This is a genomic window from Nitratireductor sp. XY-223 (assembly GCF_004959855.1).
Taxonomy (GTDB): domain Bacteria; phylum Pseudomonadota; class Alphaproteobacteria; order Rhizobiales; family Rhizobiaceae; genus Hoeflea_A.
In genome coordinates, this window is record NZ_SPNT01000002.1 from 55,522 (window position 1) to 76,910 (window position 21,389).

Sequence of the window (21,389 nt, forward strand, 5' to 3'; positions counted from 1 at the left end):
TCAGTCTTTCGTCTTGTCGAGCGGTATTCCGTAAAGCTCGAGACGGTGATCGACCAGCCGGAAACCGTATTTGCGTGCGATTTTTTCCTGCAGCGCCTCGATTTCCTCCGACTGGAACTCGATCACCCTGCCGCTCTTGAGATCGATGAGATGGTCATGGTGCTCATCGGGAACCGTCTCGTAGCGCGAGCGGCCGTCGCGGAAATCGTGGCGCTCGATGATGCCCGTATCCTCGAACAGCTTCACGGTCCGATAGACCGTCGAGATCGAGATATTCGGATCAACTTCGGCAGAACGGCGATAGAGCTCCTCGACATCCGGGTGGTCGGCGGAACTTTCCAGCACCCGGGCAATGACGCGTCTTTGCTCCGTCATGCGCATGCCGCGCTCGACGCATTGCTGCTCCAGGGTCTTTACTTCATCTGCCACGCGCCACCTCACAGCCGTCCGTTCGCATTTTACGGACTGGCCTACCCAAGATCGAGCCGCATGACAAGCGCGGCGGACTTCGCTCCACCGCCATCGTTGTAGTAGGCGGCCCGCTCGGCCACTTTCGAAAATCCGATTTTCCGGTAAAGGGCGAGGGCGGCGTCGTTGCCCTCGTCAACTTCAAGGAAGAGTCTTTGCGCACCCTCCGATCGCAGGTGCCGCAGCACCGCACCCATCAGCCGCCAGCCGATCCCCGACTGGCGATGCTTGGGCCGCACGGCAATCGTCAGGATTTCGGCTTCGCCCTCGACAAGGCGCGCCAGGACGAAACCGCCGGGCCGCGCGCGTTTGCCGGGCCGACGCGCCATGAAGCCGAAAACCGGCTCCTGCGCCAGAAGGGCGCCGATCTCGCCATCGGTCCAGGCGCGCGAGAAGCCGGTTCCGTGCAGGGCCGCCGCCTCGGCGCAGTCCGCCGCGGTCATCTGTACGATCTCGAAACCGCCACTGCGGCGGAACAGCGAAGCCGCGGTCATGGCGCCGGCACCTTGCGCGGCAACGCGAATCCGGCCTGCGGCTTGGCATCGGCGGCTCTCAGATAAAGCGGCTTGGGCGCCTCACCGGCAGGCGGCTTGGAGGCCGCGCATCGCGCGTAGCTGGCGATATCGGCGGCCGCGACGTCACCCAGAATCTCGAGGTCGGCACCGTTGGCGGTGTCGGCGACAAGCGGCGCGCCGGAGCCGTACAGGCCCGCCCCGGCCGATTGTGCAAGGGCCGCGGCGGCCTCGAAAGACAAGGCGGCCGGCGCGTTTGCCGCCCGTCCCTCGTCATCGAAAAGCTGCACGAAGACCTCGCCGCGCCTGGCATCTTGAATGATCAGGACCGGACGCCCCTTCGGTACGTCCAGGATCAGCGCCTCGAAAGCGGTGATGCCCACGATCGGACACGAAAGGGCAAGCGCCAGTCCGCGCATCGCAGATACGCCAACCCGCACACCGGTGAAGGAGCCGGGGCCGACGGAAACGCCGAGGCGCCGCAGATCGCGGTAGGAAACGCCGGCCTCGTGCAGCGCCGCCCCGATGACCGGAAACAGGCGTTCCGCGTGGCCGCGGCCGATATCCTCGACGGCCCTTCCGAGCACAGCGGAATTCGCCGCGTCGTAGACGCAGGCCGCGCAAAGTCGCGCAGATGTGTCAATCGCCAGCGTGATCATCGGCGTCGATCGCTTCGCGCAAGAGGGCGTTGAATTCTCCGGGACGGGTCAGGAACGGCGCATGGCCGGCGCCCGCGATGACGGATACGCCGCCGGTGCAGCCGGGAATATGCTCGGCCATGAAGGTGCTGGCGCCCGGTTTGCAGACGAGGTCTTTTTCACCGCAGATAATCGTCGTCGGGAGCGTTATTTCGGGCAGAAGATCGATCTGCGATCGGGCATCGGTGCTGACGTAATCGTTGATGGTGACATCCTGGCGCGCCTTGGAGGCGAGATCCGAGATATAGGCTGCCACGGCTTCGTCTTCCGGCGCGATGCGCTTGCCGAAGCCCCTCGCCGTCGCGACGAAGTCCGTTTCGAGGGCATGCCTGGTTTTCGGAGTGCTTTCGGCATCCTGGCCATAGGGAAACCGGTCGTCGGAAAGCCGCTGCGGGATCGTGTCCACGAGAACGAGGCGCGCCGCCCTGCCCGGATACCGGGTGACAAAGACCTGCGTGATGCAGCCGCCCATGGACCAGCCGACCAGCGTTACGTCCTTGAGCGCGAGGCGGTCGGCCAGTTCGGCGAGGTCGTCGCAATGGTCCTCGAAACTGATATCGGGGGATGCTGCGGTGGAGCGGCCGTGGCCGCGCAGATCCGGGCAAACACAGCGGTAACGGCGGCTGAGTTCCGCCACCTGCTTGTGCCAGACGGTTCCGTCCATCATCGTGCCGTGAACGAACAGGATAGCCGGCAGATCGCCGCCGCTGTCGGCAACGAATATGCGTTCGCCGCCAATGTCCAGCGTCAGCTGCCGCGGCCCGTTGTCGTTTGCAGGATCATCCATGCCCGGATTCATCGTGGGACGGGACCGTCAGACCGCCTCAACTTCCTGAACTTCCGGAATGAAATGGCGCAGCAGGTTCTGGATGCCGTGCTTGAGCGTCGCCGTGGACGAGGGGCAACCGGCACAGGCGCCCTTCATGTGCAGGAACACGCGGCCGTCGCGGTATCCCTTGAACGTGATGTCGCCGCCGTCCTGGGCGACGGCCGGCCGGACACGGGTATCCAGAAGTTCCTTGATCGTGGCAACGATCGGTTCGTCGGCCTCGTCATAGAACTCGCCTTCATCATCGAAACCCGAATCGGCGGCGGCGCTGTTCATGACCGGCGCGCCCGACATGAAGTGTTCCATGATGGTTCCGAGGATCGCCGGCTTCAAATGCTGCCACTCGGCACCGTCCTTGGTCACGGTGATGAAATCATAGCCGAAGAATACGCCGGTGACGCCCTGTATGGCGAAGAGCCTCTCGGCCAGCGGCGAGGCCTCGGCTGCGCTCTCCGCATCACGGAAATCGGCGGATCCGCCTTCAAAAACCACCTTGCCAGGCAAGAATTTCAAGGTCGCCGGATTGGGTGTGGCTTCGGTCTGGATAAACATGAAAAGTGCTCCTTGGCGGCGGCGCGGCCACGCGTGCGAACCGCCTGAAATCTGGTTGGAAAATAAGGCACATAACGGGCGACTTCAAGCGCCGGGGCTCTGGCCGGTTCACCAGTGTCGGCGCCCGTCAGCTGAGCGCTTCGATATCCTGGTCGCTCAGGGCGTCGGGAATCACCGTTACCGGAATCGGAAAGGCGGCGCCGCGTCCGGCAATCGACGACACCAGCGGACCCGGCCCTTCCTTCGCCGAACCGGAGGCCAGCACCAGGATGGCGATGTCCTGATCTTCCTCGATAAGGGCGTGGATCTCGTCCGTCGTCTTTCCGGAACGGATCTTGAGCTCTGGCTCGATGCCGACCGTTTCACGCACCTGCGCCGCGAAACGCTCCAGCGCCGCGTCGGCTTCCTCGCGCGCCTCCGCCTTCATGATCTCCTCGACGCCCAGCCAGTGCTGGAAATCGCCGGGCTCGATAACGAAGATCAGCACCAGCACGCCATTGGTACGCTTGGCCCGGGAGGCCGCGTAGTGCACGGCGCGCTCGCATTCGGGCGTATCGTCGATCACCGCCAAGAACTTGCGGCGGTGACCTTCTTCCCTGGACAGTCGCTTCGATACCATGGTGCGGAGTTTGCCATTCGCCTCGCGGCTGGGCAAGCGTTACTTTGCCGGGCTCCCCAGCCGTCCGTTTCGGCGATTCAGCCAAGCAGACCGATGATTTCCTTGACTTCTTTCATGGTCTTGTCGGCAATGGCACCGGCCCGTTCGCCGCCGTCCTGAAGCACGCTGTCTATGTAGGACGGATCGTCCATGAGGCGGCGCATCTCCTCGTTGATCGGCGACATGACGCTGATGGCAAGCTCGGCCAGCGCCGGCTTGAAGGCCGAGAACTGCTGGCCGCCGAACTCGGCGATCACCGCCTCGCGCGTCGTGTCGGAAAGCGCGGCGTAGATGCCGACGAGGTTCTCCGCCTCGGGCCGACCCTCGAGTCCCTCGATATCGCCGGGCAGAGGCTCCGGATCGGTCTTCGCCTTGCGGATCTTCTTGGCGATCGTTTCGGCGTCGTCAGTCAGGTTGATGCGCGACAGGTCCGAAACGTCGGATTTGGACATTTTCTTGGTCCCGTCCCGCAGGCTCATGACACGCGGCGCGGGGCCCTCGATCAGCGGCTCGGTCAGCGGGAAATAGCCGTTGACGCGCTCCTCGCCCACCAGCATGTCGACGCCGAGGCCGGTTTCCGCGATGCGGGCCGAGAAGTCGATATTGAACTTCTGGGCGATGTCGCGGGTGAGTTCCAGATGCTGTTTCTGGTCGTCGCCGACCGGCACGTGGGTGGCGCGGTAAAGCAGGATATCGGCGGCCATCAGGCTCGGATAGGCGAGCAGGCCGAGCGACGCGTTCTCGCGGTCCTTGCCGGCCTTGTCCTTGAACTGCGTCATGCGGTTCATCCAGCCGATGCGGGCAACGCAGTTGAAGATCCAGGCCAGTTCCGCATGGCCGGGAACGCGGCTCTGGTTGAAGACGATGTGCGCCTTCGGGTCGATGCCGGCGGCGAGGAAGGCGGCGGTGATCGCGCGTGTCTGGCCGGCCAGATCGTCGTGCACGAGCTGTGCCGTCAGCGCATGCAGGTCGACAACGCAGTAAATGCAGTTGTGGCTTTCCTGCAGCGCCACGAATTTGCGGATGGCGCCCAGATAGTTGCCGAGATGGAGATTGCCTGTCGGCTGCACCCCAGAAAAGACGAGCGGCTTGAACGCGGACATGGGTTTTCCTGAAAATCGTGTTCGAAGTCTGGATGACGCGGCGGGTTATGCACCGGCACCGCCGCGTTATCAAGGAAATTCAGCCGGCCGGCTGCAGCAGGTCCCATTTGTTGCCGAACGGATCCATGAACACCGCGACCGTGCCGTAGCTCTCGGTGCGCGGCGCCTCGAGGAAGACGACGCCCCTGTCCGTCATCTTCGCGTGGTCGCCGGCAAAGTCCTCGGTGAACAGGAAAAACCCGACCCGGCCGCCGGTCTGGTCGCCGATGCGGGCCGCCTGCCGCTCGTTTGCCGGCTCGGCCAGGAGCAGCGCAGGACCGCTGCCGCCCGCGGGACGGACGAGAACCCAGCGCTTGCCGTCACCGAGATCGGTGTCCGCGACCAGATCGAAGCCGAGCGCGTCGACATAGAAGGCGAGGCCCTCGTCGTAGCTCGGCACAAGCAGGGTGACGTTGGCGATCGTCGGCATCTCAGCCTCCCGTATTCTGGGTGCGCGAAACCAGCGACAGCAACTGCCGGCGGTCCATCGCACCGGTGAACAGCACGAATGCGAAATAGATGAAGGCGCCGGCGACGACGACGGCAAGCATCAAGGCGACGCGCAGCAGCAGGCCTCCGTCCATCAATAGCGGCCCGATCGTCAGCATCGCCAGGTGCAGGGCCACGCCCATGACCGCGCTGCCGGCAATGATGAGAGCGATGCGCCGGGCGGTGATAGCGGCGATGCGGAACTGCCCCTGAAGGAACAATGCGCCGCCGAGCAGGGCCACGTTCACCCAACCGGCGACCGAGGTCGCGACGGCAACGCCCATGACGCCGATCAGGGGGAACAGGATCAGGCTGCCGGCGACATTGACCGCCGCGTTGGCGCCGGCGAACCACATGGGCGCGCGCATGTTCTCGCGGGCGTAGAAGGACGGCGTGAAGATCTTGTTGAGGACGAAGGCCGGCAGGCCGACGGCGAAGGCGGCAAGCACGCCGGCCGTGATCAGCGTTGTCTCGCGCGTGAACTCGCCGCGCTCGAACAAGAGCGCCACGATCGGGGCGGGGATGATCACTAGGGCAACGGCCGCCGGGACGGTCAGGCCGAGCCCGAATTCCAGGCTGCTGTTCTGCAGGTGGTGGACCGATTGCGTGTCGTCGTCCTTGAGCGCGCGCGCCAGTTCCGGCAACAGCACCACGCCGACGGCAATGCCGATGACGCCAAGCGGCAACTGAATGATCCTGTCGGCGAAGTTGACCATGGAAATGGCACCGTTCTCACCGGAGACGATGTTCTGGCCGACCAGCAGGTTGAGCTGTGTGATGCCGCCGGTAATGGCGGCCGGAAGCGCCAGCCACAAAAGCCGCCGGACCGGCGCCGACAGGCGCGGGCGGCCGATGCGGATGTGAAAGCCGGTAGCGCGGACGCCATAGAAGAGGAGCGCCAACTGCAGCAGGCCGGAGACCGTGACACCGACGGACATTGCAATGCCGATCGTCCGCGACTCGAAGCCGCGACCCACCGCGACAAGCAACACGCCGACCAAAACGATATTGAGCAGCACCGGGCTGATCGCGGCCAGGAAGAACTTGCGGTAGGAGTTCAAGATGCCCGACAGCATCGCCACCAGGGACATGGCCGCGAGGTAAGGGAACATGATCCGCGTCAGGTAGACGGTCAGCTCGAATTTTTCCGGGATCAGCGTGAATTCCCGCGCGATGACCGTGGCGACCAGGAACGGCATGAAAATCATCGCCACGGCGGACAAAGCGATGAGGATGAAGAGCAGCACCGAAAGGACCTGGCGGGCGAATTCCTCGGCCGCCGCCGTGCCGCCGCCCTCCAGCTCCTTGGCAAAGAGCGGGATGAAGGCCGAGTTGAATGCGCCCTCGGCGAACAGCCTGCGGAACAGGTTCGGGAAGCGGAAGGCGGCGTAGAAGGCATCGGACACGGGGCCCGCGCCGAGCGCGAAGGCGATCAGCGCCTCGCGGACGAAACCGAGCACCCGGCTCGCCATGGTCGCCGATCCGACACTGGCGAATTTCCTGAACAGGCTCATTTCTGACTGACCCGCCTGCTCTTTTCCGTCGGCGGGGCGATGATTCCCTGCGGCATCTTGTGGCGCACATCCTCCTCGATGCCCGCGAGCACGGCCTTCAGCCGCGCAATAATGTTGGCGTGCCTGTTTTCATTGGTGATTTTGTGGCCGAAAAGGTCGGTCACATAGAAGGTATCGATGACCTTCTCGCCGAACGTCGTGATATGGGCGGACGCGATGTCCAGCGACAGATCCGAAAGGACCTCGGTGATTTCCGACAAAAGGCCGGTGCGGTCGAGGCCCTCGAGTTCGATCACGGTGAAGAAGTTCGACAGGTTGTTGTTGACGCTGACCTTGGGCGTAACGGTGAAGGGCCGGGATTTGCGGCGGGTCTTGGTGCGGTGGGCAATGACCTCGGGAAGGTGTTTCTGGCCGGCCAGTACCGCCTCGATCATGGCGCCGATCCGCTCGGCGCGGCGCAGTTCATCCTCGTCCTCGTCAAAGGCGCGGTTGATCAAAATCGTATCGAGCGCCCGCCCGTCGGCCGTGGTGTAGACCTGCGCGTCGGCGATGTTGGCGCCGGCGGCCGCGCAGGCGCCGGTGACGATCGAAAGCAACCGCGGATGGTCGGGCGCGAAGACGGTGATCTCCGTGATGGCGTGGAACGAATGCGTGCGCACCATGGTGGCGAGCGGCTTGCCTGCCTTGCTGGTGCGACAGATGAACTCCGCGTGGCGGACCTGGTCATCCAGTTCGACGGTCAGGAGGTAGGGAATGTAGTGGAGCTTGAGATAGTCCTCGCGCTCGTCGTCCGGCCAGCCGGAAAGCGCCTCGCCGAGCAGCGCGCGCGCTTCCTCGGCCCGCTCCCGCCCGGAAACGGCTGAAAATCCGCCCGACAGCATCAGCTCGGTTTCGCCATAGAGCGTACGCAGGAGCTGACCCTTCCAACCGTTCCACACGCCCGGTCCGACGGCGCGGATGTCGCAGACGGTCAGCACAAGGAGCAGGCGCAACCGGTCGAGCGACTGGACCGTCTCGGCGAAATCCTCAATGGTCTTGCGGTCGTGGAGGTCGCGCGACTGGGCGATCATCGACATTGCCAGATGCTCGCGGACGAGCCAGGCGACGGTGTCCGTCTGCTCCGGCGTGAAGCCGAAACGCGGGCACAGCTTGCGCGCCACCTCGGCACCGGCGACCGAATGGTCCTCGGGCCGGCCCTTGGCGATGTCATGGAGGAGCAGTGCGACATAGAGCACCTCGCGGTCCTCGATGTCGGGCAGAATGCTCACGGCCAGTGGATGCGCCTCTTCCTCCAGCCCCTGCTCGATGCGCGACAGCACCTCGACGGCGCGCAGGAGATGCTCGTCGACCGTGTAGTGATGGTACATGCTGAACTGCATCATCGACACGATGCGGCCGAATTCGGGGATGAAGCGGCCGAGAACGCCGGCCTCGTTCATGCGGCGCAGGATCAGGGCCGGGCGGCGGCGCGATGTCAGGATCGACAGGAACAGCCGGTTCGCCTCCTCGTTCCTGCGCAATTCGGCATTGATAAGCGACAGCGAGCGCGTCGCCAGCTTGAGCGCGTCCGGGTGAAACTCCAGGTCGTGGATGTCTGCCAGGTGAAAGAGCCGGATGATGTTGACCGGATCGCGCCGGAAAACATCGAGATCGACGATGGTGATGCGGCCGTGATCCTGGAGGAACTCCAGCGTGCCGGGAACCTTGCGCGGGCGGTTGGCAAGCCGACGGAAAACACGCGAAAACCCGGGCGCCTCCTTGGCCTGCTCGTCCTCCAGCGCGGCGCACAGGATGCGGGTCAGGTCGCCGACATCCTTGGCGACGAGGAAATAGTGCTTCATGAAGCGCTCGACGGCGGACAGGCCCGGGTGATCGTGATAGCCGAGATCGGCGGCGATCTCGCGCTGGATGTCGAACGACAGCCGCTCCTCGGCCTTCCCGGTCAGGAAGTGCATGTGGCAGCGGACCGCCCAGAGAAAATCCGCGGACTTCTCGAAGCGCTTGGCCTCGCGCCGCGACAGCACGCCGAGCTTGACAAGATCGCGGGACGTTCGGACGCGGTAGTAGTATTTGACCAGCCAGAAGAGAGTCTGCAGGTCACGCAGCCCGCCCTTGCCTTCCTTGACGTTCGGCTCCACCAGGTAGCGCGTATCGCCGGCCTTCTGGTGACGCACGTCGCGTTCCGCCAGCTTGGCGGCGATGAACGCGCGGGCGCTGTTGCGCACGACCTCCGCGTCGTAGCGCTTTTCCATGCCCTCGTAAAGCTGCTTGGCACCGCAGATGAAACGCGCGTCCAGTAGCGCGGTGCGGATCGTCATGTCGCTTTGCGAAAGGCGGATGCACTCGTCGATGTTGCGGGTCGCGTGGCCGACCTTGAAGCCCATGTCCCAGAGCATGTAGAGCACGTATTCGACCACCTGCTCCGTCCACGGCGTTGCCTTGTAGGGCAGGATGATCAGCAGGTCGATGTCGGATCCCGGCGCCAGCGTGCCGCGGCCATAGCCGCCGACGGCCGCCAGGGCCAAATGCTCGGAAGTCGAGGGATTGAGCACCGGATAGGCGTGGGTGGTGGCGTAGGAGAACAGCGCCCGGATGACCTCGTCCTGGAGCAGCGAAAGGCGGCGGGCGCAATCGAGACCGCTGCCGTCCTCGCGCAGCATTTCGGCAATGGTGCGCCGGCCTTCCGTCACCGTCTCCTTCAACAGGGCAAACAGCTTGCCGCGCGCCTCCTGCGAAGACGCGTCCGTGTTCGTGGCGGCGATAGAATCACACCGGTCGCGCAGGGCGGCTGTATTGAGAATCCTCTCAAATTGCAGGTCTTTGGAAGTCATGCAGGTCCGGTGTTCATGCGTTCCGCGAATGTCAATGGCCTTGCTGTAGCGCTTTTTCCGTGAAAGAACCACAGCAAATAGCCGCGAGGAAACCGCTTCATGATCACCGTGCTTGGATCGATCAATATGGATCTGATCGCCACCGTCCAACGCCTGCCGGCACCCGGCGAAACCGTGTCCGGAAATGCATTTGCAACAGCTGCGGGCGGCAAGGGCGCCAACCAGGCGCTTGCGGCCGGCCGGGGCGGCGGCACGGTGCGCATGGTCGGCGCGGTCGGCAGCGATCACTTTGCCGAGCCGGCGCTTGCCCATCTCACCGCGGCGGGCGTCGATCTTTCCGCGGTCCGCACGGTCGAGGGGCCGACCGGCACGGCGCTGATCCTCGTCGACAGCGGCGGCGAGAATGCGATCGCCGTGGTCCCTGGCGCCAACGGCGAAATCGGGGAGACGGACGCCGCCCGCGCGCTCGGCGCGATGGCGGCGGGCGATCATCTCCTCCTGCAACTCGAAATCCCGTCAAAGGCAACGAGAGCCGCTTTGAAGGCGGCCCGCGAAGGCGGCGTTGCCTCGGTGCTCAACATCGCGCCGCTGACGGACGACGCCGTGGACCTTGCGGCGGACGCGGACATCGTCATTGCCAACGAGACAGAATTCGAGCGGCTTGCCGGCGCTCAGGGCATGGACAAATCCGCGCGCGAGGACGCGCTCCTGGAACTGCACCGCAAATCGCGTCAGACGATTATCGTGACGCTTGGCGCCGACGGCGTGATCGCCGCCCGCGAGGGTGCGCTGGTGCGGGCCGCCAGCCTGCCGGTCGATCCGGTGGATACCGTGGGGGCGGGTGACACGTTCTGCGGTTACCTGGCTGCCGGTCTCGACAGGGGCGAGCCGTTCGAAACAGCGTTGCGGCACGCCGCGGTGGCCGGCAGCCTGGCCTGCCTGAAATCAGGCGCGCAGCCGGCGATTCCGCACCGGTCCGATGTCGAGGCGGCCCTGAACGGCTAGAGTGCCTTAGAGTTTCTGCAGGTGCTCGAACAGCAGGTCGAAAAAGCCGTTGGCATCGACCTCGTGGATCACCAGGGCGTTGTGTGGCCGGTCGGTCACCTGCCACCAGTCGATGACCGTCATGCCCTCCGTCAGCGGTGATTCCGTTTCGATCTCGACATTGCAGTAGCGGCCGGTAAACAGCTCGGGCCTGAGCAGCCAGGCGATCACCGTCGGATCGTGCAACGGCCCGCCATCGGTGCCGTATTTGTGTTCGTCATAGCGCTCGAAGAACTCGAGCAGCTCGACGACGGCCCGCGCGACGGGGGTGCCGATCGTGGCGATACGGTCGAGGCGGCTGCGCGTCGTCAGCACCTTGTGGGTGACGTCCAGCGGCATCATGACGATCGGGATGCCGGAGGCAAAGACCGCCCGCGCGGCCTCCGGATCCACGAAAATGTTAAACTCCGCAGCCGGCGTCACGTTGCCGCCCTCGAAGAAACCGCCGCCCATCATGACGATCTGCTTGATCCTGTCGGCGATCTGCGGCGCCTGCTGAAGCGCCAGTCCGATATTGGTCAGCGGCCCGAGGGTGCAAAGGGTGATCTCGCCGGCCGGCTCGTTGACCAGCGTCTCGACGAGGAAATCGACGCCGTGCAGCGGCTGCAGGGGCATATCGGGCTCCGGCAGCCTGGGGCCGTCAAGCCCGGTCTTGCCGTGGACGTATTCGGCCGTCACGAGCGGGCGTTCCATGGGCGACTTGGCGCCTGCGTAAACGCGGGTGCCGGGTTTCCTGGCAAGCTCGCAGATCTTGCGTGCATTTTTTTCCGTAAGGTCGAGTGGCACGTTTCCTGCCACCGCCGTTATGCCGAGAACGTCCAGCCGTTCACTGGCGAGCGCCAGCAGGATGGCGACCGCGTCGTCCTGTCCGGGGTCGGTATCGATAATAATTTTTATGGGTTCTTCGCTGTCGTCGACCATTTTCCTATCCATTTCAAAACTATGCGCCCTGTGCGCTGCAACCGCAATATGGTTGCGAAATCAAATTCAAACCCCATATAAAAGCGGCGACGGGCGCTGGTTATCAGGCCCGTCCGCATGTCGCTTGAAAACAAGGACAGGATGGAAAAATGTCGCGCATGACCCCCTTTTCGAGCCCGCTTTTGCTCGGCTTCGATACCATGGAAAAGACCCTTGAGCGCATCGCCAAGGGCAGTGACGGATATCCACCTTACAATATCGAACGCATAGCGGCCGACGATTCAAAGGCCGAAACGCTGCGCATAACGCTCGCGGTGGCCGGTTTCTCGCAGGCCGATCTCGAGGTGACCGTCCAGGACAACCAGCTGATCATCCGCGGCCGGCAGGTCGATTCGGAAGACCGCGAATACCTGCACCGGGGCATTGCGGCGCGTCAGTTCCAGCGCACGTTCATGCTAGCGGACGGCATGCGCGTTCTGAATGCCGATCTGAGGAACGGCCTCCTGGCCATAGACTTGGTCAAGCCGGAACCGGAGCGGGCGGCAAAGCGGATCAACATCTCCGTCAGCGAATAGCGGACCGTTCGGCACATCCGTTTCGCCTATTTTTCACCCGCGGCGGCGAACCGCGCGGGCGTGATCTTCCGAAGGAGGAATCGATCATGACATTTGAGAGCAAGATACAAATCAGCAAGGACGAACTGGCGCATCTGGGCGCCGGCCAGGTCGGCTATATCCGCAAAATGACGTCCGACGAGGTTCAGGAGCGCTTTCCGGGCGTGCCCAAGATGGAATCCGGCATCGACCTTTGGGCGCTGTTCAGCGCCGACGGCACCCCGCTGTTTTTAAGCGACGATCAGTCGACGGCCTATATCAAGGCCGCGGAAGACGAAATCAGCCCGGTCAGCGTCCACTGACCGGGGCGCCATCACCCCATCCCATTATTGAACTGTATCGGGCCGCGGACAGGATTTCCGCGGCTTTTCAGGCGGCGTTGGAGGCAGGCGAATCGGTCAGGAAGGCATAGATCGCCGCCGCCGATTCCGTCTCGCGAAGCTTGGTGACCATGTCGCCGTCGCGCAGCACGCGGGCGATGCGCGACAGCGCCTTGAGATGATCTGCTCCGGCGCCCTCGGGCGCCAACAGCAGGAAGACAAGATCAACCGGCTGATCGTCAAGCGCCTCGAAATCCACCGGCTCGGACAGACGCGCAAAAACGCCAACGATGTTGTTGATCGATGTCAGCTTGCCGTGCGGGATCGCTATGCCGTTGCCGACACCGGTCGAGCCGAGACGCTCGCGCTGCAAGATCACATCGAACACCTCACGTTCGGAAAGGCCGGTCACCTGTGCCGCTTTGGCCGACAATTCCTGGAGAAGCTGTTTTTTCGAATTGATCTTGAGCGCGGGAAGAATTGCGTCCTGTACAATCAAATCCGCAAGTGACATTGCCTGTTCCTCGAGTGTCGAATAATCGTTACCGCAGGCGGCGTGACGGGCCGCCCGGAATCCTGAATTGGGTCTAAGACTTGATATCGGCAGTATCGATCCAGCCGATATTGCCGTCGTTTCGACGATAAACAACGTTTACCTCGTTGTTGCCGGCATTGCGAAAAACCAGAACCGGATTGTCCGTCATATCCAGCGCCATGACGGCGCTGGCAACCGTCATGGTCTTCACGACTTTCGAGGACTCGGCGACAATGGCCGGTGCGTAGTCCTCAGGAAGTTCATCTTCGTCGCCCGGGCCCGCATCCATCACCCGATAGGCCACTTCGGCGCTGTTGGCGTGGTTGCCCGCGTGGTGATCCTTCAGCCGGCGCTTGTAGCGCCGCAACCTTTTCTCGACCCGCTCGGCGGCCGCATCGAAGCTTGCCTGTGGTTCCTGTGCCTGCCCGGTCGCCTGCAGCGACGCGCCGGTATCGAGATGCACAAGACAGTCGGTAGAAAAGCGCGAGCCGGACTTTTCGACAGTCACCTGGCTTGAGTAGCCGCCGTCGAAATATTTCGAAACCGCATCCCCTATGCGGTCCTCAATGCGCGTACGGAAAGTCTCTCCGATTTCCATGTGCTTGCCCGATACGCGTACGCTCATTCTACAACCCTTCTTTTTCTATTTTTTAACTGTTGCTGTCAGTCTATGCGAGTCTGCCACACCATCCAAGACGGACGGCGTTCAATTTGACGCTTGTGGGACGCGGCTGTGCAAAACGTCCGAAACCTCTCGGACCCCGCGATTGTTCTGGCCCGCGGACGCGGCGGCTTTAAGGCCAGCCGACCGAAATGTCAATGCACCGCCGGACAGGAAATGCCGGCAAGACCGACACAATGCGTCACCCGGACGCCGGGTGAGCGGTGTTTGAATTACCGGCCCGCGCGCGCCAGCGCCTTCTTTTCGCGCCGCCTTTGCACGGACGAGGCGATATTCATCGCTTCGCGGTATTTCGCGACCGTGCGGCGCGCGATATCAACACCTTCGCCCTTCAGAAGGCCGACGATCACGTCGTCCGAAAGTACCTTTTCGGGCTTTTCGCCGTCGATCATCTGTCGTATGCGATGCCGCACGGCCTCCGAGGAGTGTTCCGCACCATCGCCGGACGCGGCGATGGAGGCGGTAAAAAAGAACTTCAGTTCGAATATCCCGCGCGGCGTCGCCATATATTTGTTGGATGTTACGCGGCTGACCGTCGATTCATGCATGCCTATTGCGTCGGCAACCGATTTCAGGGTCAAAGGACGCAGATATTCAACGCCCCGTGCGAGGAACTCGCTCTGGCGCAATACAATCTCGCCGGCCACCTTGAGGATCGTCTTGGCACGCTGGTCGAGGCTCCTGGCCAGCCAGTTGGCATTTTTCATGCACTCGTTGAGATAGTCGCGGTCAACGGCGCTGTTGCCGGCATCGGAAGAGATCTTTGTGAAATAGGTCCGGTCGATCAAAACACGCGGCAGCGTTTCGGGATTGAGTTCGACGGACCAGTCGCCGCCCGACGGCCGCACGATCACATCCGCGACAATCGTGTGCACATGGGCCGAATCGAAGCGGTTGCCGGGTTTCGGATCGAGCGCCCTGATCTCGGCAAGCATGTCGACAAGGTCCGCCTCGTCCACGCCGCACAGCGGTTTCAGGGCCTTGAAGTCGCGGCGCGCAAGCAATTCAAGATTACCGACCAGCGCCTGCATGGCCGGATCAAGCCGGTTCCTGCGGCGCAGCTGGATGGCAAGGCATTCGGACAGCGAGCGCGCGAACAGCCCCGGCGGATCGAACTCCTGAAGGGCCGACAAGACCCTTTCGATCGCGGCAATGTCCACTTCGAGCCGCTCGGAAACGACTGCGGGATCGAGATTCACGTACCCCGCCGCGTCGAGATGATCGGCGATGTCGGCAGCGATCAGTCTGTCCGCAACGCTCTGAAAGGAATAGACAATCTGTTCGTTCACATGTTCGCGCAATGTCGGCGGCCGGGCAGAAAATCCGTCCAGGTCGTGAAAATGGTCGGTACCGTTCGCGGCCGCGCCCGGCATCGATTTCCATTGCGCGGCAAGTTCGGGCGAATCCGGAGCCGCCGCGCCGCTGTCCTCGGGGAACACGTCCTCCTGGGACGCATCCAGCCGGGCGGATATCTCGCCGCCATTTTCGTCCAGTTCGGAGCGAAACCAGTCGGCATCGGCCTGCTCCGCTGCCGGCTCGCTCTCCGCAGGACCGGCGACCGGTGCATCGTCGCTGCCGGCGCGCTCGAGCAGCGGGTTCTTCTCGATCTCGCGCTCGACATACTGCATGAGTTCGGAATGGGTCAGCTGCAGCAGCCGGATCGACTGCATGAGCTGCGGTGTCATGACAAGCGACTGATTTTGCCGCGTTTGCAGCGTAGCGGATAACGCCATGAAACCCGAAATACCCTTGACTTAAATACCCAAATTTATCGCATTCGTGACCGTGGCCAAAAAACTGGCCCAAAAATTGCTTATTGCGCGGAAATGTCAAGGTGTATTTATTTGCGGGCCGCCCGGATCCGTGTTTGCGGGATCAGAGACTGAACTCCTCGCCCAGATACAGCCGGCGCACGTCGGCGTTCTCGATGATGTCCTTCGGCCGCCCGTGGGTGAGAACCTTGCCGGTGTGGATAATATAGGCGCGATCGATGAGCTTGAGGGTTTCGCGGACGTTGTGATCGGTGATCAGGACGCCGATGCCGCGCTGGGTCAAATGGCGCACCAGCGCCTGAATATCGGCGACGGCGATCGGGTCGACGCCGGCAAACGGCTCGTCAAGCAGCATGAATGTGGGATCGGATGCGAGCGCGCGGGCGATCTCGAGCCGCCGGCGTTCGCCGCCCGACAGCGATATCGATGGCGCCTTGCGCAGATGCCCGATGCCGAATTCGTTCAGCAGTTCGTCGAGTTTCTTCTCCCGCTCGTCCTTCTTCGGCTCGACGACCTCCAGCACGGCCCGGATATTGGCTTCAACGCTCAGGCCGCGAAAGATCGACGCCTCCTGCGGCAGATAACCGACGCCGAGACGGGCGCGGCGGTACATCGGCATATGGGTCACGTCGTTGCCGTCGATGCGGATCGTTCCCTCGTCGACCGGCACCAGGCCCGTGATCATGTAGAAACAGGTGGTCTTGCCCGCGCCGTTCGGCCCGAGAAGCCCCACCGCCTCGCCGCGGCGAACGCCCAGGGACACGCCGTTGACAACGCGTCGTGACTTGTAGGTCTTGGTCAGATTGCGGGCGATCAGCGTGCCTTCAAAGCGGTCGTCATCGACCGCCGCCTGCCGGCTTTGTTTCGCCACACCGGCCTTGGCGTCCGCATCGTCGGTCTTGCCTCTGAACATCGCCGAAATATTAGCCAATAGCTGTTGCCCTAGAAGAAGGAACGTGGGGAATGGTGCCGTGAAGCGCAATCCCCAACGGCAATCCATTTACCATCGGATTTCCAGGCTGAAAACCTCGCCGATGTCGTTCGCGCGAGGGCCGCGCGCCTCATTGGCCCCGCTGTCTCGATTTCGGGTCCAGCTGGATCCGCACGCGATTTCCGCAGCTTTCCAGTTTCGCCTCGCCGGATTTCATGAAAACCGTCAGCTTGCATCCGACGAACACGTTGTTGCCCTCCGACAGAATGACGCGATCGCCGGTCAGTTCGACGACCTCGGTCTTCATGTTGAAGGTGCCGCGATCGGCCGTGGCCTCCTGGTTCTCGGACCGGATGTAGATCTTGCCGCCGACATCGATGCGGTCGATGCGGGACGTTCCCGTCGTCGGGGAGCCGCCGTCCTTTGCGTAGTAGACCGTCATGTGGCCGGACTGCATCATGGTCTGACCCTGCACCACCTTGACGTTCCCGGTGAATGTGGCCGTGCCCTTCTCGTCCTGGACCTTCAGTTGGTCGCTTTCGATCTGGATCGGCTGATCGCCCGACAGGGCCAGCCCCTCAAGACGGCTGCCTGCCGCGTCCTGCGCCGGAACGGCGGAGACGGCCGCGGCGGCCAATACACCGGCGAGGAACATGCTGAGCAATCCGGATCGGATCGTTGGACACATCGGCGATACCATCGTCAATAGCGCGAATCAGCCGCCGCTTGCATCGGCGGCGGACTGGACGGCACCAGGTTTGATCGTCATTTGAACACCATTGTCAAAGATGATCGTCGCTCCCTTATCGGTCATTGTCAGCGACTGCGCAACGAGCGACGCCCCTTCCGTCTCGATCTTGACCTGTTTGTCCGACTTCAGGCTGTCTGCCCGGATATCGATGTTGGCCGAGTTGAGTTCCGCCGTCACGCCCGATTCGGTGGTCACCGAAAAAGGCTGATCGAAGGTCAGCATTTCCTCGTCGCGATTGTAGATGCCGCTCAGGGCACTGAGCACGGCGGTTTCCGATTCGCCGAACGGAAAGTCGGCGACTATATCCTCGAGCCGGATGACCGACGGCGCGGAAACGTCCTGCACCGCACGGCTGGCGGCTACCGAATAGCTCTGGTTCTCGCCGACCTGGCCGGTCATGACCGGATTGCTCATGATGATCTTGCCGCCGGAGAATGCGGCCTTGTCGATGGTGGCGCCTTCCGGCAGGGCGCGCGAAATCATGGTCGAACCGACAAATGCCACGACCGCAAGAAGCGTCGCGGCGGGAAACGCCACTTTCAGCATCTTGACGCGGCGCGAATGCCGGATCGCTGCAGCATAGTCGCTCGCGGCCCGATCACGCCGATCCGGTTTTGCCTTCACATTGCCCATAAAAGCCCGTAGTCCCCCGGCCGGATTCCCGACCAACGCTCACACAACATTGCCCAAATCAGCGTCGGACAAAACTTACCACATGGTTCTGTGCGCTTATAGACCCAATGTGGTCTTAATGTGCAGCCGAAACGTTAAAATTACGATTTTTTTCAAACTGCAAATTGTTGTTACGCCGATTAGCATCAATCTGCTATTTCATTGGTCCAATATCAAGATGTGCCTGCACGAAAAAACGGAATAGACATGGATCAAAGTGGGATCGCCGACCGCCGCCGCCTGAGGCGCAAACTGACTTTCTGGCGCATCGTCGCCTTCGCCGTCGTGATCGCCGGCGTTGTCTGGCTGGTCATGAGCGCCGGCCCGTCCGACCCGATCGGCGGCAAATCGACGGCGCATGTGGCCCGGGTGACGATCTCGGGCGTGATCACCGACAACGCGGAACTGATCGAGCGGCTGGACACCATTCGCCAGAGCGACCGGGCAAAGGCGCTGATCGTGCGGCTGCAGTCCCCCGGCGGAACGTCCTATGGCGGCGAAACGCTCTACAAGGCGGTCCGCGCCGTCGCAGCCGAAAAGCCGGTGGTCGCGGAGATCCGCACATTGGCGGCTTCGGCGGCGTACATGATCGCCTGCGGCAGCGACTACATCATCGCCGGCGATACCTCGATCGTCGGCTCGATCGGCGTCATCTTCCAATATGCCCAGGTCGCGGATCTGCTGGAAAAGGTGGGGGTCTCGGTGCAGGAGATCAAATCGGCGCCGCTGAAGGCGGAGCCGTCGCCATTCCACCAGGCCAGCCCGCAGGCCAGAGCGATGATCCGTTCCATGGTCAACGATTCCTACGACTGGTTCGTGGACATCGTGGCCGAGTGCCGGGGACTGTCGCGGACCGACACACTCGAACTCGCGGACGGCAGTATTTTCACAGGCAGGCAGGCGGCCGACAACGGCCTTGTCGATATCATCGGCGGCGACACCGAAATTCGCGACTATCTGAGCGGCAAGGGCGTGCCGGAATCACTGAAGATCGTCGATTGGGAAAGGCGTAAATCGCGCGGCGAACTCCTGTTCGGCAACGCCGTCATCCGACTGCTCACCGCGTGGCAGGGCGACGCCATTCCGTTTGCCGATCAGTTTCAGCAACTCATTGATCGCAAGTTGTTCCTTGACGGCCTTGTTTCCGTTTGGCAATTTGGCCCGGCAGAAGATTAGCACGGATGAGGGGAACAGCCGTGATCAAGTCGGAGTTAGTGCATATAATTGCCGCCCGCAATCCGCATCTCTACCATCGCGACGTGGAGAATATCGTCAATGCGATCCTTGACGAGATCACCGACGCGCTGGCGGACGGAAACCGGGTGGAACTGCGAGGATTCGGCGCCTTTTCCGTCAAGAACCGCCCTTCGCGCTCGGGCCGCAACCCGCGCACCGGAGAAGCGGTCTTCGTCGAGGAAAAGTGGGTGCCGTTCTTCAAGACCGGCAAGGAGCTGCGCGAAAGGCTCAATCCCGACAACTGATCGATGGCCCGCTCTGGCGCACCGCCGATTGCGGTGTTATTCGTGCCCGCACCCGGTCGCGGTCCGATCATTGACATCGGCTGCATCCAGTCCCAAATCCGTACCGGCTGACCAGACACGCTCTAGACAGGTTCGCACGCCATGGCCAGAAAACTGATCAACATCGTCATTCTCGTACCGGTCGCGATTATTCTGATCGTGCTGTCGGTCGCCAATCGGGGAGCCGTCACGCTGGCGCTCAATCCGTTCGATCCCGGCGACACGGTGCTTTCGGTCAACGCGCCGTTCTTCGTGTTCCTGTTCCTTGCCCTGATGATCGGCATGGTCATCGGCTCGGCTGCGACCTGGTTCAAGCAGGGCAAGTACCGCAAGAAAGCCCGGCAGGAGGCCAAGGAGGCCGTGCGCTGGCACACCGAGGCCGACCGCCAGCGGGAACGGGCCGAGGCCGTTTCCGGCAGCGGCAATTCGCTCACCTCCGCCTGACACGAGCAAGGACTGCCATCTTGAAGATCGTCTCCGCGCAAGAGGTCGACAGTCTGCTGGACTTCCCGGCGCTGATCGAGGCCCTGCGCGATGCCTTCACCGGCGGGGTGCACGCGCCCGTGCGCCATCACCACACAATCGAGCGCAGGCAGGGCAGCGACAGCACCATGCTGCTCATGCCCGCATGGAGCGACTTTGCCTCCGGCCACATAGAGGGCAACGGTTATACCGGCGTGAAAATCGTCTCCGTCAGTCCGGACAACAACGCCGTCGGACTGCCCGCGGTGATGGGCGTCTACCTGCTCTCCGACGGCACGACCTGCGAGCCGCTGGCGCTGATCGACGGGCAGAAGCTGACCCTGTGGCGAACCGCGGCCGCCTCGGCGCTGGCCGCCGGTTACCTGGCACCGGAGAAGGCCGAAAAACTGGTGATGATCGGGGCGGGAAAACTGGCGCCCTATCTCATCCGCGCCCACGCCTCGGTGCGGCCGATCGGGACGGTCGTCCTGTGGAACCGCAATCGTGATAACGCGGAGCGGCTGGCGCAGGAGCTCTCCGGCGAGGCATTCGACGTCTCGGTGACGGACGACCGGGCCGCTGCAATCGCGGATGCCGATATCGTCTCGGCGGCAACGATCACTGCCGAGCCGCTGATCGAGGGCGCCTGGCTTTCACCCGGCACGCATGTCGATCTGGTCGGGGCATACACGCCGGCGCTGCGTGAGAGCGACGACGAGGCGGTGCGGCGCGCCACACTTTTCGCCGATACGTTCGGCGGCGCCTTGAAGGAAGGCGGCGATCTCGTCCAGCCGCTGGAATCGGGCCTGATCACCCGCGATGACGTGGTGGCGGAACTGGCGAGCCTTTGCCGGGACGAACACCCCGGCCGGACCGCCGCCGACGAAATCACCCTGTTCAAGTCGACCGGGGCGTCGCTGGAGGATTTTGCCGCCGGCTGCCTGGTGTGGCAAAGGTGCCAGAGCGGCTAAGCCCCCTCGCCCCCGACGATCTGCCCGAAGCTTTCGAAAAACTGGCCGGCGAGTTTCTTCGATGTCGAATCGATCAGTCGCGACCCGAGCTGGGCAAGCTTGCCGCCGACCTGTGCCTTGACGTCGTAGGTCAGCACCGTTTCGGCGCCGTCCTCGCGCAGCGCCACATCGGCCCCGCCCTTGGCGAACCCGGCGATCCCGCCCTTGCCTTCGCCGGTGATGGTGTAGCTTTCCGGCGCCTTGATGTTCTCCAGCGTCACGGCGCCTTTGAAGTTGGCCGAAACCGGCCCGATCTTCAGCTTCACCGACGCCGTCATTTCGTTGTCGCCGGTCATTTCCAGCGACTGGCATCCGGGAATGCACTGCTTGAGGATTTCCGGATCGTTGAGCGCCGCCCAAACCGCGTCCCGTGAAGCCGCGATCCGTTCTTCGCCTTGCATTTCCATTTTTTGTCCTTTCCTCCCGGAAGCCGGGGCTGAAACAAACTGCCACGCTTAAACT

The 21,389-nt window shown here is 62.9% G+C and carries 25 protein-coding genes; 7 read left to right on the top strand and 18 right to left on the bottom strand.

Annotated features, from left to right (window positions below; all coding sequences use genetic code 11):
* The 10 genes from E4M07_RS06825 to E4M07_RS06870 all read right to left on the bottom strand — a co-directional run bounded on the left by E4M07_RS06825 (position 1) and on the right by E4M07_RS06870 (position 9,693).
* Entirely contained in the window at positions 1-429 is a 429-nt protein-coding gene (locus tag E4M07_RS06825; protein WP_136657573.1) for a Fur family transcriptional regulator, read from the bottom strand.
* A 41-nt stretch (positions 430-470) separates the two neighbouring features.
* Positions 471-911, bottom strand: coding sequence for a GNAT family N-acetyltransferase (locus E4M07_RS06830; RefSeq protein ID WP_246660419.1), 441 nt, complete (start codon positions 909-911; stop codon positions 471-473).
* 47 nt (positions 912-958) lie between these two features.
* Positions 959-1,639 (bottom strand): tRNA (adenosine(37)-N6)-threonylcarbamoyltransferase complex dimerization subunit type 1 TsaB, encoded by a 681-nt coding sequence (gene tsaB / locus E4M07_RS06835; RefSeq protein WP_136657575.1) that lies wholly within the window; start codon positions 1,637-1,639, stop codon positions 959-961.
* Entirely contained in the window at positions 1,620-2,465 is an 846-nt protein-coding gene (locus tag E4M07_RS06840; protein ID WP_169054119.1) for an alpha/beta hydrolase, read from the bottom strand. Before E4M07_RS06840 ends, tsaB begins: the two co-directional genes overlap by 20 nt.
* Before the next feature lie 27 nt (positions 2,466-2,492).
* A complete protein-coding gene (locus tag E4M07_RS06845; protein ID WP_136657577.1) occupies positions 2,493-3,059 on the bottom strand; it encodes a NifU family protein in 567 nt (188 codons plus the stop codon).
* Positions 3,060-3,186: 127 nt separating this feature from the next.
* On the bottom strand, positions 3,187-3,678 hold the full coding sequence (locus E4M07_RS06850) for a universal stress protein (protein WP_136657578.1): 492 nt from the start codon (positions 3,676-3,678) through the stop codon (positions 3,187-3,189).
* Between the two features lie 77 nt (positions 3,679-3,755).
* Complete coding sequence (gene trpS, locus E4M07_RS06855; protein ID WP_136657579.1) at positions 3,756-4,820, bottom strand: tryptophan--tRNA ligase; 1,065 nt, start codon at positions 4,818-4,820, stop codon at positions 3,756-3,758.
* Positions 4,821-4,899: 79 nt separating this feature from the next.
* On the bottom strand, positions 4,900-5,289 hold the full coding sequence (locus E4M07_RS06860; protein WP_136657580.1) for a VOC family protein: 390 nt from the start codon (positions 5,287-5,289) through the stop codon (positions 4,900-4,902).
* Between the two features lies 1 nt (position 5,290).
* Positions 5,291-6,862: a murein biosynthesis integral membrane protein MurJ gene (murJ, locus tag E4M07_RS06865; protein WP_136657581.1), complete on the bottom strand. Its 1,572-nt coding sequence runs from the start codon at positions 6,860-6,862 to the stop codon at positions 5,291-5,293.
* Positions 6,859-9,693, bottom strand: a complete 2,835-nt coding sequence (locus tag E4M07_RS06870) for a [protein-PII] uridylyltransferase (protein WP_136657582.1) — start codon at positions 9,691-9,693, stop codon at positions 6,859-6,861. The genes murJ and E4M07_RS06870 overlap by 4 nt, the downstream gene beginning before the upstream one ends.
* A gap of 99 nt (positions 9,694-9,792) precedes the next feature.
* Here E4M07_RS06870 and E4M07_RS06875 point away from each other — a divergent pair, with 99 nt between their 5' ends.
* Entirely contained in the window at positions 9,793-10,698 is a 906-nt protein-coding gene (locus tag E4M07_RS06875) for a ribokinase (protein ID WP_136657583.1), read from the top strand.
* Between the two features lie 6 nt (positions 10,699-10,704).
* On the opposite strand, the gene E4M07_RS06880 is transcribed toward E4M07_RS06875, so the two are convergent.
* On the bottom strand, positions 10,705-11,658 hold the full coding sequence (locus tag E4M07_RS06880) for a nucleoside hydrolase (protein WP_136657584.1): 954 nt from the start codon (positions 11,656-11,658) through the stop codon (positions 10,705-10,707).
* 149 nt (positions 11,659-11,807) lie between these two features.
* Between E4M07_RS06880 and E4M07_RS06885 the strand changes: the two genes are divergently transcribed.
* Together E4M07_RS06885 and E4M07_RS06890 are read left to right on the top strand one after the other, a co-directional pair.
* Positions 11,808-12,233 (top strand): Hsp20 family protein, encoded by a 426-nt coding sequence (locus E4M07_RS06885; protein WP_136657585.1) that lies wholly within the window; start codon positions 11,808-11,810, stop codon positions 12,231-12,233.
* A gap of 86 nt (positions 12,234-12,319) precedes the next feature.
* Positions 12,320-12,574 (top strand): DUF1150 family protein, encoded by a 255-nt coding sequence (locus E4M07_RS06890; RefSeq protein ID WP_136657586.1) that lies wholly within the window; start codon positions 12,320-12,322, stop codon positions 12,572-12,574.
* Positions 12,575-12,641: 67 nt separating this feature from the next.
* Here the strand turns inward: E4M07_RS06890 and ptsN are convergent, their stop codons facing one another.
* The 6 genes from ptsN to lptC form a co-directional block, all read right to left on the bottom strand.
* Positions 12,642-13,106 carry a PTS IIA-like nitrogen regulatory protein PtsN gene (gene ptsN / locus E4M07_RS06895; RefSeq protein ID WP_136657587.1) on the bottom strand — a complete coding sequence of 155 codons (465 nt, stop codon included), beginning with the start codon at positions 13,104-13,106 and terminating at the stop codon, positions 12,642-12,644.
* A gap of 73 nt (positions 13,107-13,179) precedes the next feature.
* Positions 13,180-13,752: a ribosome-associated translation inhibitor RaiA gene (gene raiA, locus E4M07_RS06900; RefSeq protein WP_136657588.1), complete on the bottom strand. Its 573-nt coding sequence runs from the start codon at positions 13,750-13,752 to the stop codon at positions 13,180-13,182.
* Between the two features lie 269 nt (positions 13,753-14,021).
* Positions 14,022-15,542 carry an RNA polymerase factor sigma-54 gene (gene rpoN / locus E4M07_RS06905; protein ID WP_136657589.1) on the bottom strand — a complete coding sequence of 507 codons (1,521 nt, stop codon included), beginning with the start codon at positions 15,540-15,542 and terminating at the stop codon, positions 14,022-14,024.
* 142 nt (positions 15,543-15,684) lie between these two features.
* On the bottom strand, positions 15,685-16,512 hold the full coding sequence (gene lptB, locus E4M07_RS06910; protein WP_246660385.1) for an LPS export ABC transporter ATP-binding protein: 828 nt from the start codon (positions 16,510-16,512) through the stop codon (positions 15,685-15,687).
* Positions 16,513-16,642: 130 nt separating this feature from the next.
* Positions 16,643-17,167 (bottom strand): LptA/OstA family protein, encoded by a 525-nt coding sequence (locus E4M07_RS06915; RefSeq protein WP_246660386.1) that lies wholly within the window; start codon positions 17,165-17,167, stop codon positions 16,643-16,645.
* Positions 17,168-17,227: 60 nt separating this feature from the next.
* Positions 17,228-17,896 (bottom strand): LPS export ABC transporter periplasmic protein LptC, encoded by a 669-nt coding sequence (gene lptC, locus E4M07_RS06920; protein ID WP_136657591.1) that lies wholly within the window; start codon positions 17,894-17,896, stop codon positions 17,228-17,230.
* Positions 17,897-18,142: 246 nt separating this feature from the next.
* Here lptC and sppA point away from each other — a divergent pair, with 246 nt between their 5' ends.
* The 4 genes from sppA (at position 18,143) to E4M07_RS06940 (ending at position 20,888) form a co-directional block, all read left to right on the top strand.
* Positions 18,143-19,111: a signal peptide peptidase SppA gene (sppA, locus tag E4M07_RS06925; protein ID WP_136657592.1), complete on the top strand. Its 969-nt coding sequence runs from the start codon at positions 18,143-18,145 to the stop codon at positions 19,109-19,111.
* A 20-nt stretch (positions 19,112-19,131) separates the two neighbouring features.
* The gene (locus E4M07_RS06930; RefSeq protein ID WP_136658449.1) at positions 19,132-19,416 is read left to right on the top strand and encodes an integration host factor subunit beta; all 285 of its coding nucleotides are present in this window, start codon (positions 19,132-19,134) and stop codon (positions 19,414-19,416) included.
* A gap of 141 nt (positions 19,417-19,557) precedes the next feature.
* The gene (locus E4M07_RS06935; protein ID WP_136657593.1) at positions 19,558-19,899 is read left to right on the top strand and encodes a DUF1049 domain-containing protein; all 342 of its coding nucleotides are present in this window, start codon (positions 19,558-19,560) and stop codon (positions 19,897-19,899) included.
* A gap of 20 nt (positions 19,900-19,919) precedes the next feature.
* Positions 19,920-20,888, top strand: coding sequence for an ornithine cyclodeaminase family protein (locus E4M07_RS06940; protein ID WP_136657594.1), 969 nt, complete (start codon positions 19,920-19,922; stop codon positions 20,886-20,888).
* On the opposite strand, the gene E4M07_RS06945 is transcribed toward E4M07_RS06940, so the two are convergent.
* Complete coding sequence (locus E4M07_RS06945) at positions 20,885-21,334, bottom strand: carbon monoxide dehydrogenase subunit G (RefSeq protein ID WP_136657595.1); 450 nt, start codon at positions 21,332-21,334, stop codon at positions 20,885-20,887. The genes E4M07_RS06940 and E4M07_RS06945 overlap by 4 nt on opposite strands.
* Positions 21,335-21,389: the final 55 nt, after the last annotated feature.

Bases quoted from the DNA above. Each gene is read 5' to 3' on its own strand.
- E4M07_RS06830 (WP_246660419.1), bottom strand. From the start codon at position 911: ATGACCGCGGCGGACTGCGCCGAGGCGGCGGCCCTGCACGGAACCGGC.
- tsaB (WP_136657575.1), bottom strand. From the start codon at position 1,639: ATGATCACGCTGGCGATTGACACATCTGCGCGACTTTGCGCGGCCTGC.
- E4M07_RS06840 (WP_169054119.1), bottom strand. From the start codon at position 2,465: ATGGATGATCCTGCAAACGACAACGGGCCGCGGCAGCTGACGCTGGAC.
- E4M07_RS06845 (WP_136657577.1), bottom strand. From the start codon at position 3,059: ATGTTTATCCAGACCGAAGCCACACCCAATCCGGCGACCTTGAAATTC.
- E4M07_RS06850 (WP_136657578.1), bottom strand. From the start codon at position 3,678: ATGGTATCGAAGCGACTGTCCAGGGAAGAAGGTCACCGCCGCAAGTTC.
- trpS (WP_136657579.1), bottom strand. From the start codon at position 4,820: ATGTCCGCGTTCAAGCCGCTCGTCTTTTCTGGGGTGCAGCCGACAGGC.
- E4M07_RS06860 (WP_136657580.1), bottom strand. From the start codon at position 5,289: ATGCCGACGATCGCCAACGTCACCCTGCTTGTGCCGAGCTACGACGAG.
- murJ (WP_136657581.1), bottom strand. From the start codon at position 6,862: ATGAGCCTGTTCAGGAAATTCGCCAGTGTCGGATCGGCGACCATGGCG.
- E4M07_RS06870 (WP_136657582.1), bottom strand. From the start codon at position 9,693: ATGACTTCCAAAGACCTGCAATTTGAGAGGATTCTCAATACAGCCGCC.
- E4M07_RS06875 (WP_136657583.1), top strand. From the start codon at position 9,793: ATGATCACCGTGCTTGGATCGATCAATATGGATCTGATCGCCACCGTC.
- E4M07_RS06880 (WP_136657584.1), bottom strand. From the start codon at position 11,658: ATGGTCGACGACAGCGAAGAACCCATAAAAATTATTATCGATACCGAC.
- E4M07_RS06885 (WP_136657585.1), top strand. From the start codon at position 11,808: ATGTCGCGCATGACCCCCTTTTCGAGCCCGCTTTTGCTCGGCTTCGAT.
- E4M07_RS06890 (WP_136657586.1), top strand. From the start codon at position 12,320: ATGACATTTGAGAGCAAGATACAAATCAGCAAGGACGAACTGGCGCAT.
- ptsN (WP_136657587.1), bottom strand. From the start codon at position 13,106: ATGTCACTTGCGGATTTGATTGTACAGGACGCAATTCTTCCCGCGCTC.
- raiA (WP_136657588.1), bottom strand. From the start codon at position 13,752: ATGAGCGTACGCGTATCGGGCAAGCACATGGAAATCGGAGAGACTTTC.
- rpoN (WP_136657589.1), bottom strand. From the start codon at position 15,542: ATGGCGTTATCCGCTACGCTGCAAACGCGGCAAAATCAGTCGCTTGTC.
- E4M07_RS06915 (WP_246660386.1), bottom strand. From the start codon at position 17,167: ATGTTCCTCGCCGGTGTATTGGCCGCCGCGGCCGTCTCCGCCGTTCCG.
- lptC (WP_136657591.1), bottom strand. From the start codon at position 17,896: ATGGGCAATGTGAAGGCAAAACCGGATCGGCGTGATCGGGCCGCGAGC.
- sppA (WP_136657592.1), top strand. From the start codon at position 18,143: ATGGATCAAAGTGGGATCGCCGACCGCCGCCGCCTGAGGCGCAAACTG.
- E4M07_RS06935 (WP_136657593.1), top strand. From the start codon at position 19,558: ATGGCCAGAAAACTGATCAACATCGTCATTCTCGTACCGGTCGCGATT.
- E4M07_RS06945 (WP_136657595.1), bottom strand. From the start codon at position 21,334: ATGGAAATGCAAGGCGAAGAACGGATCGCGGCTTCACGGGACGCGGTT.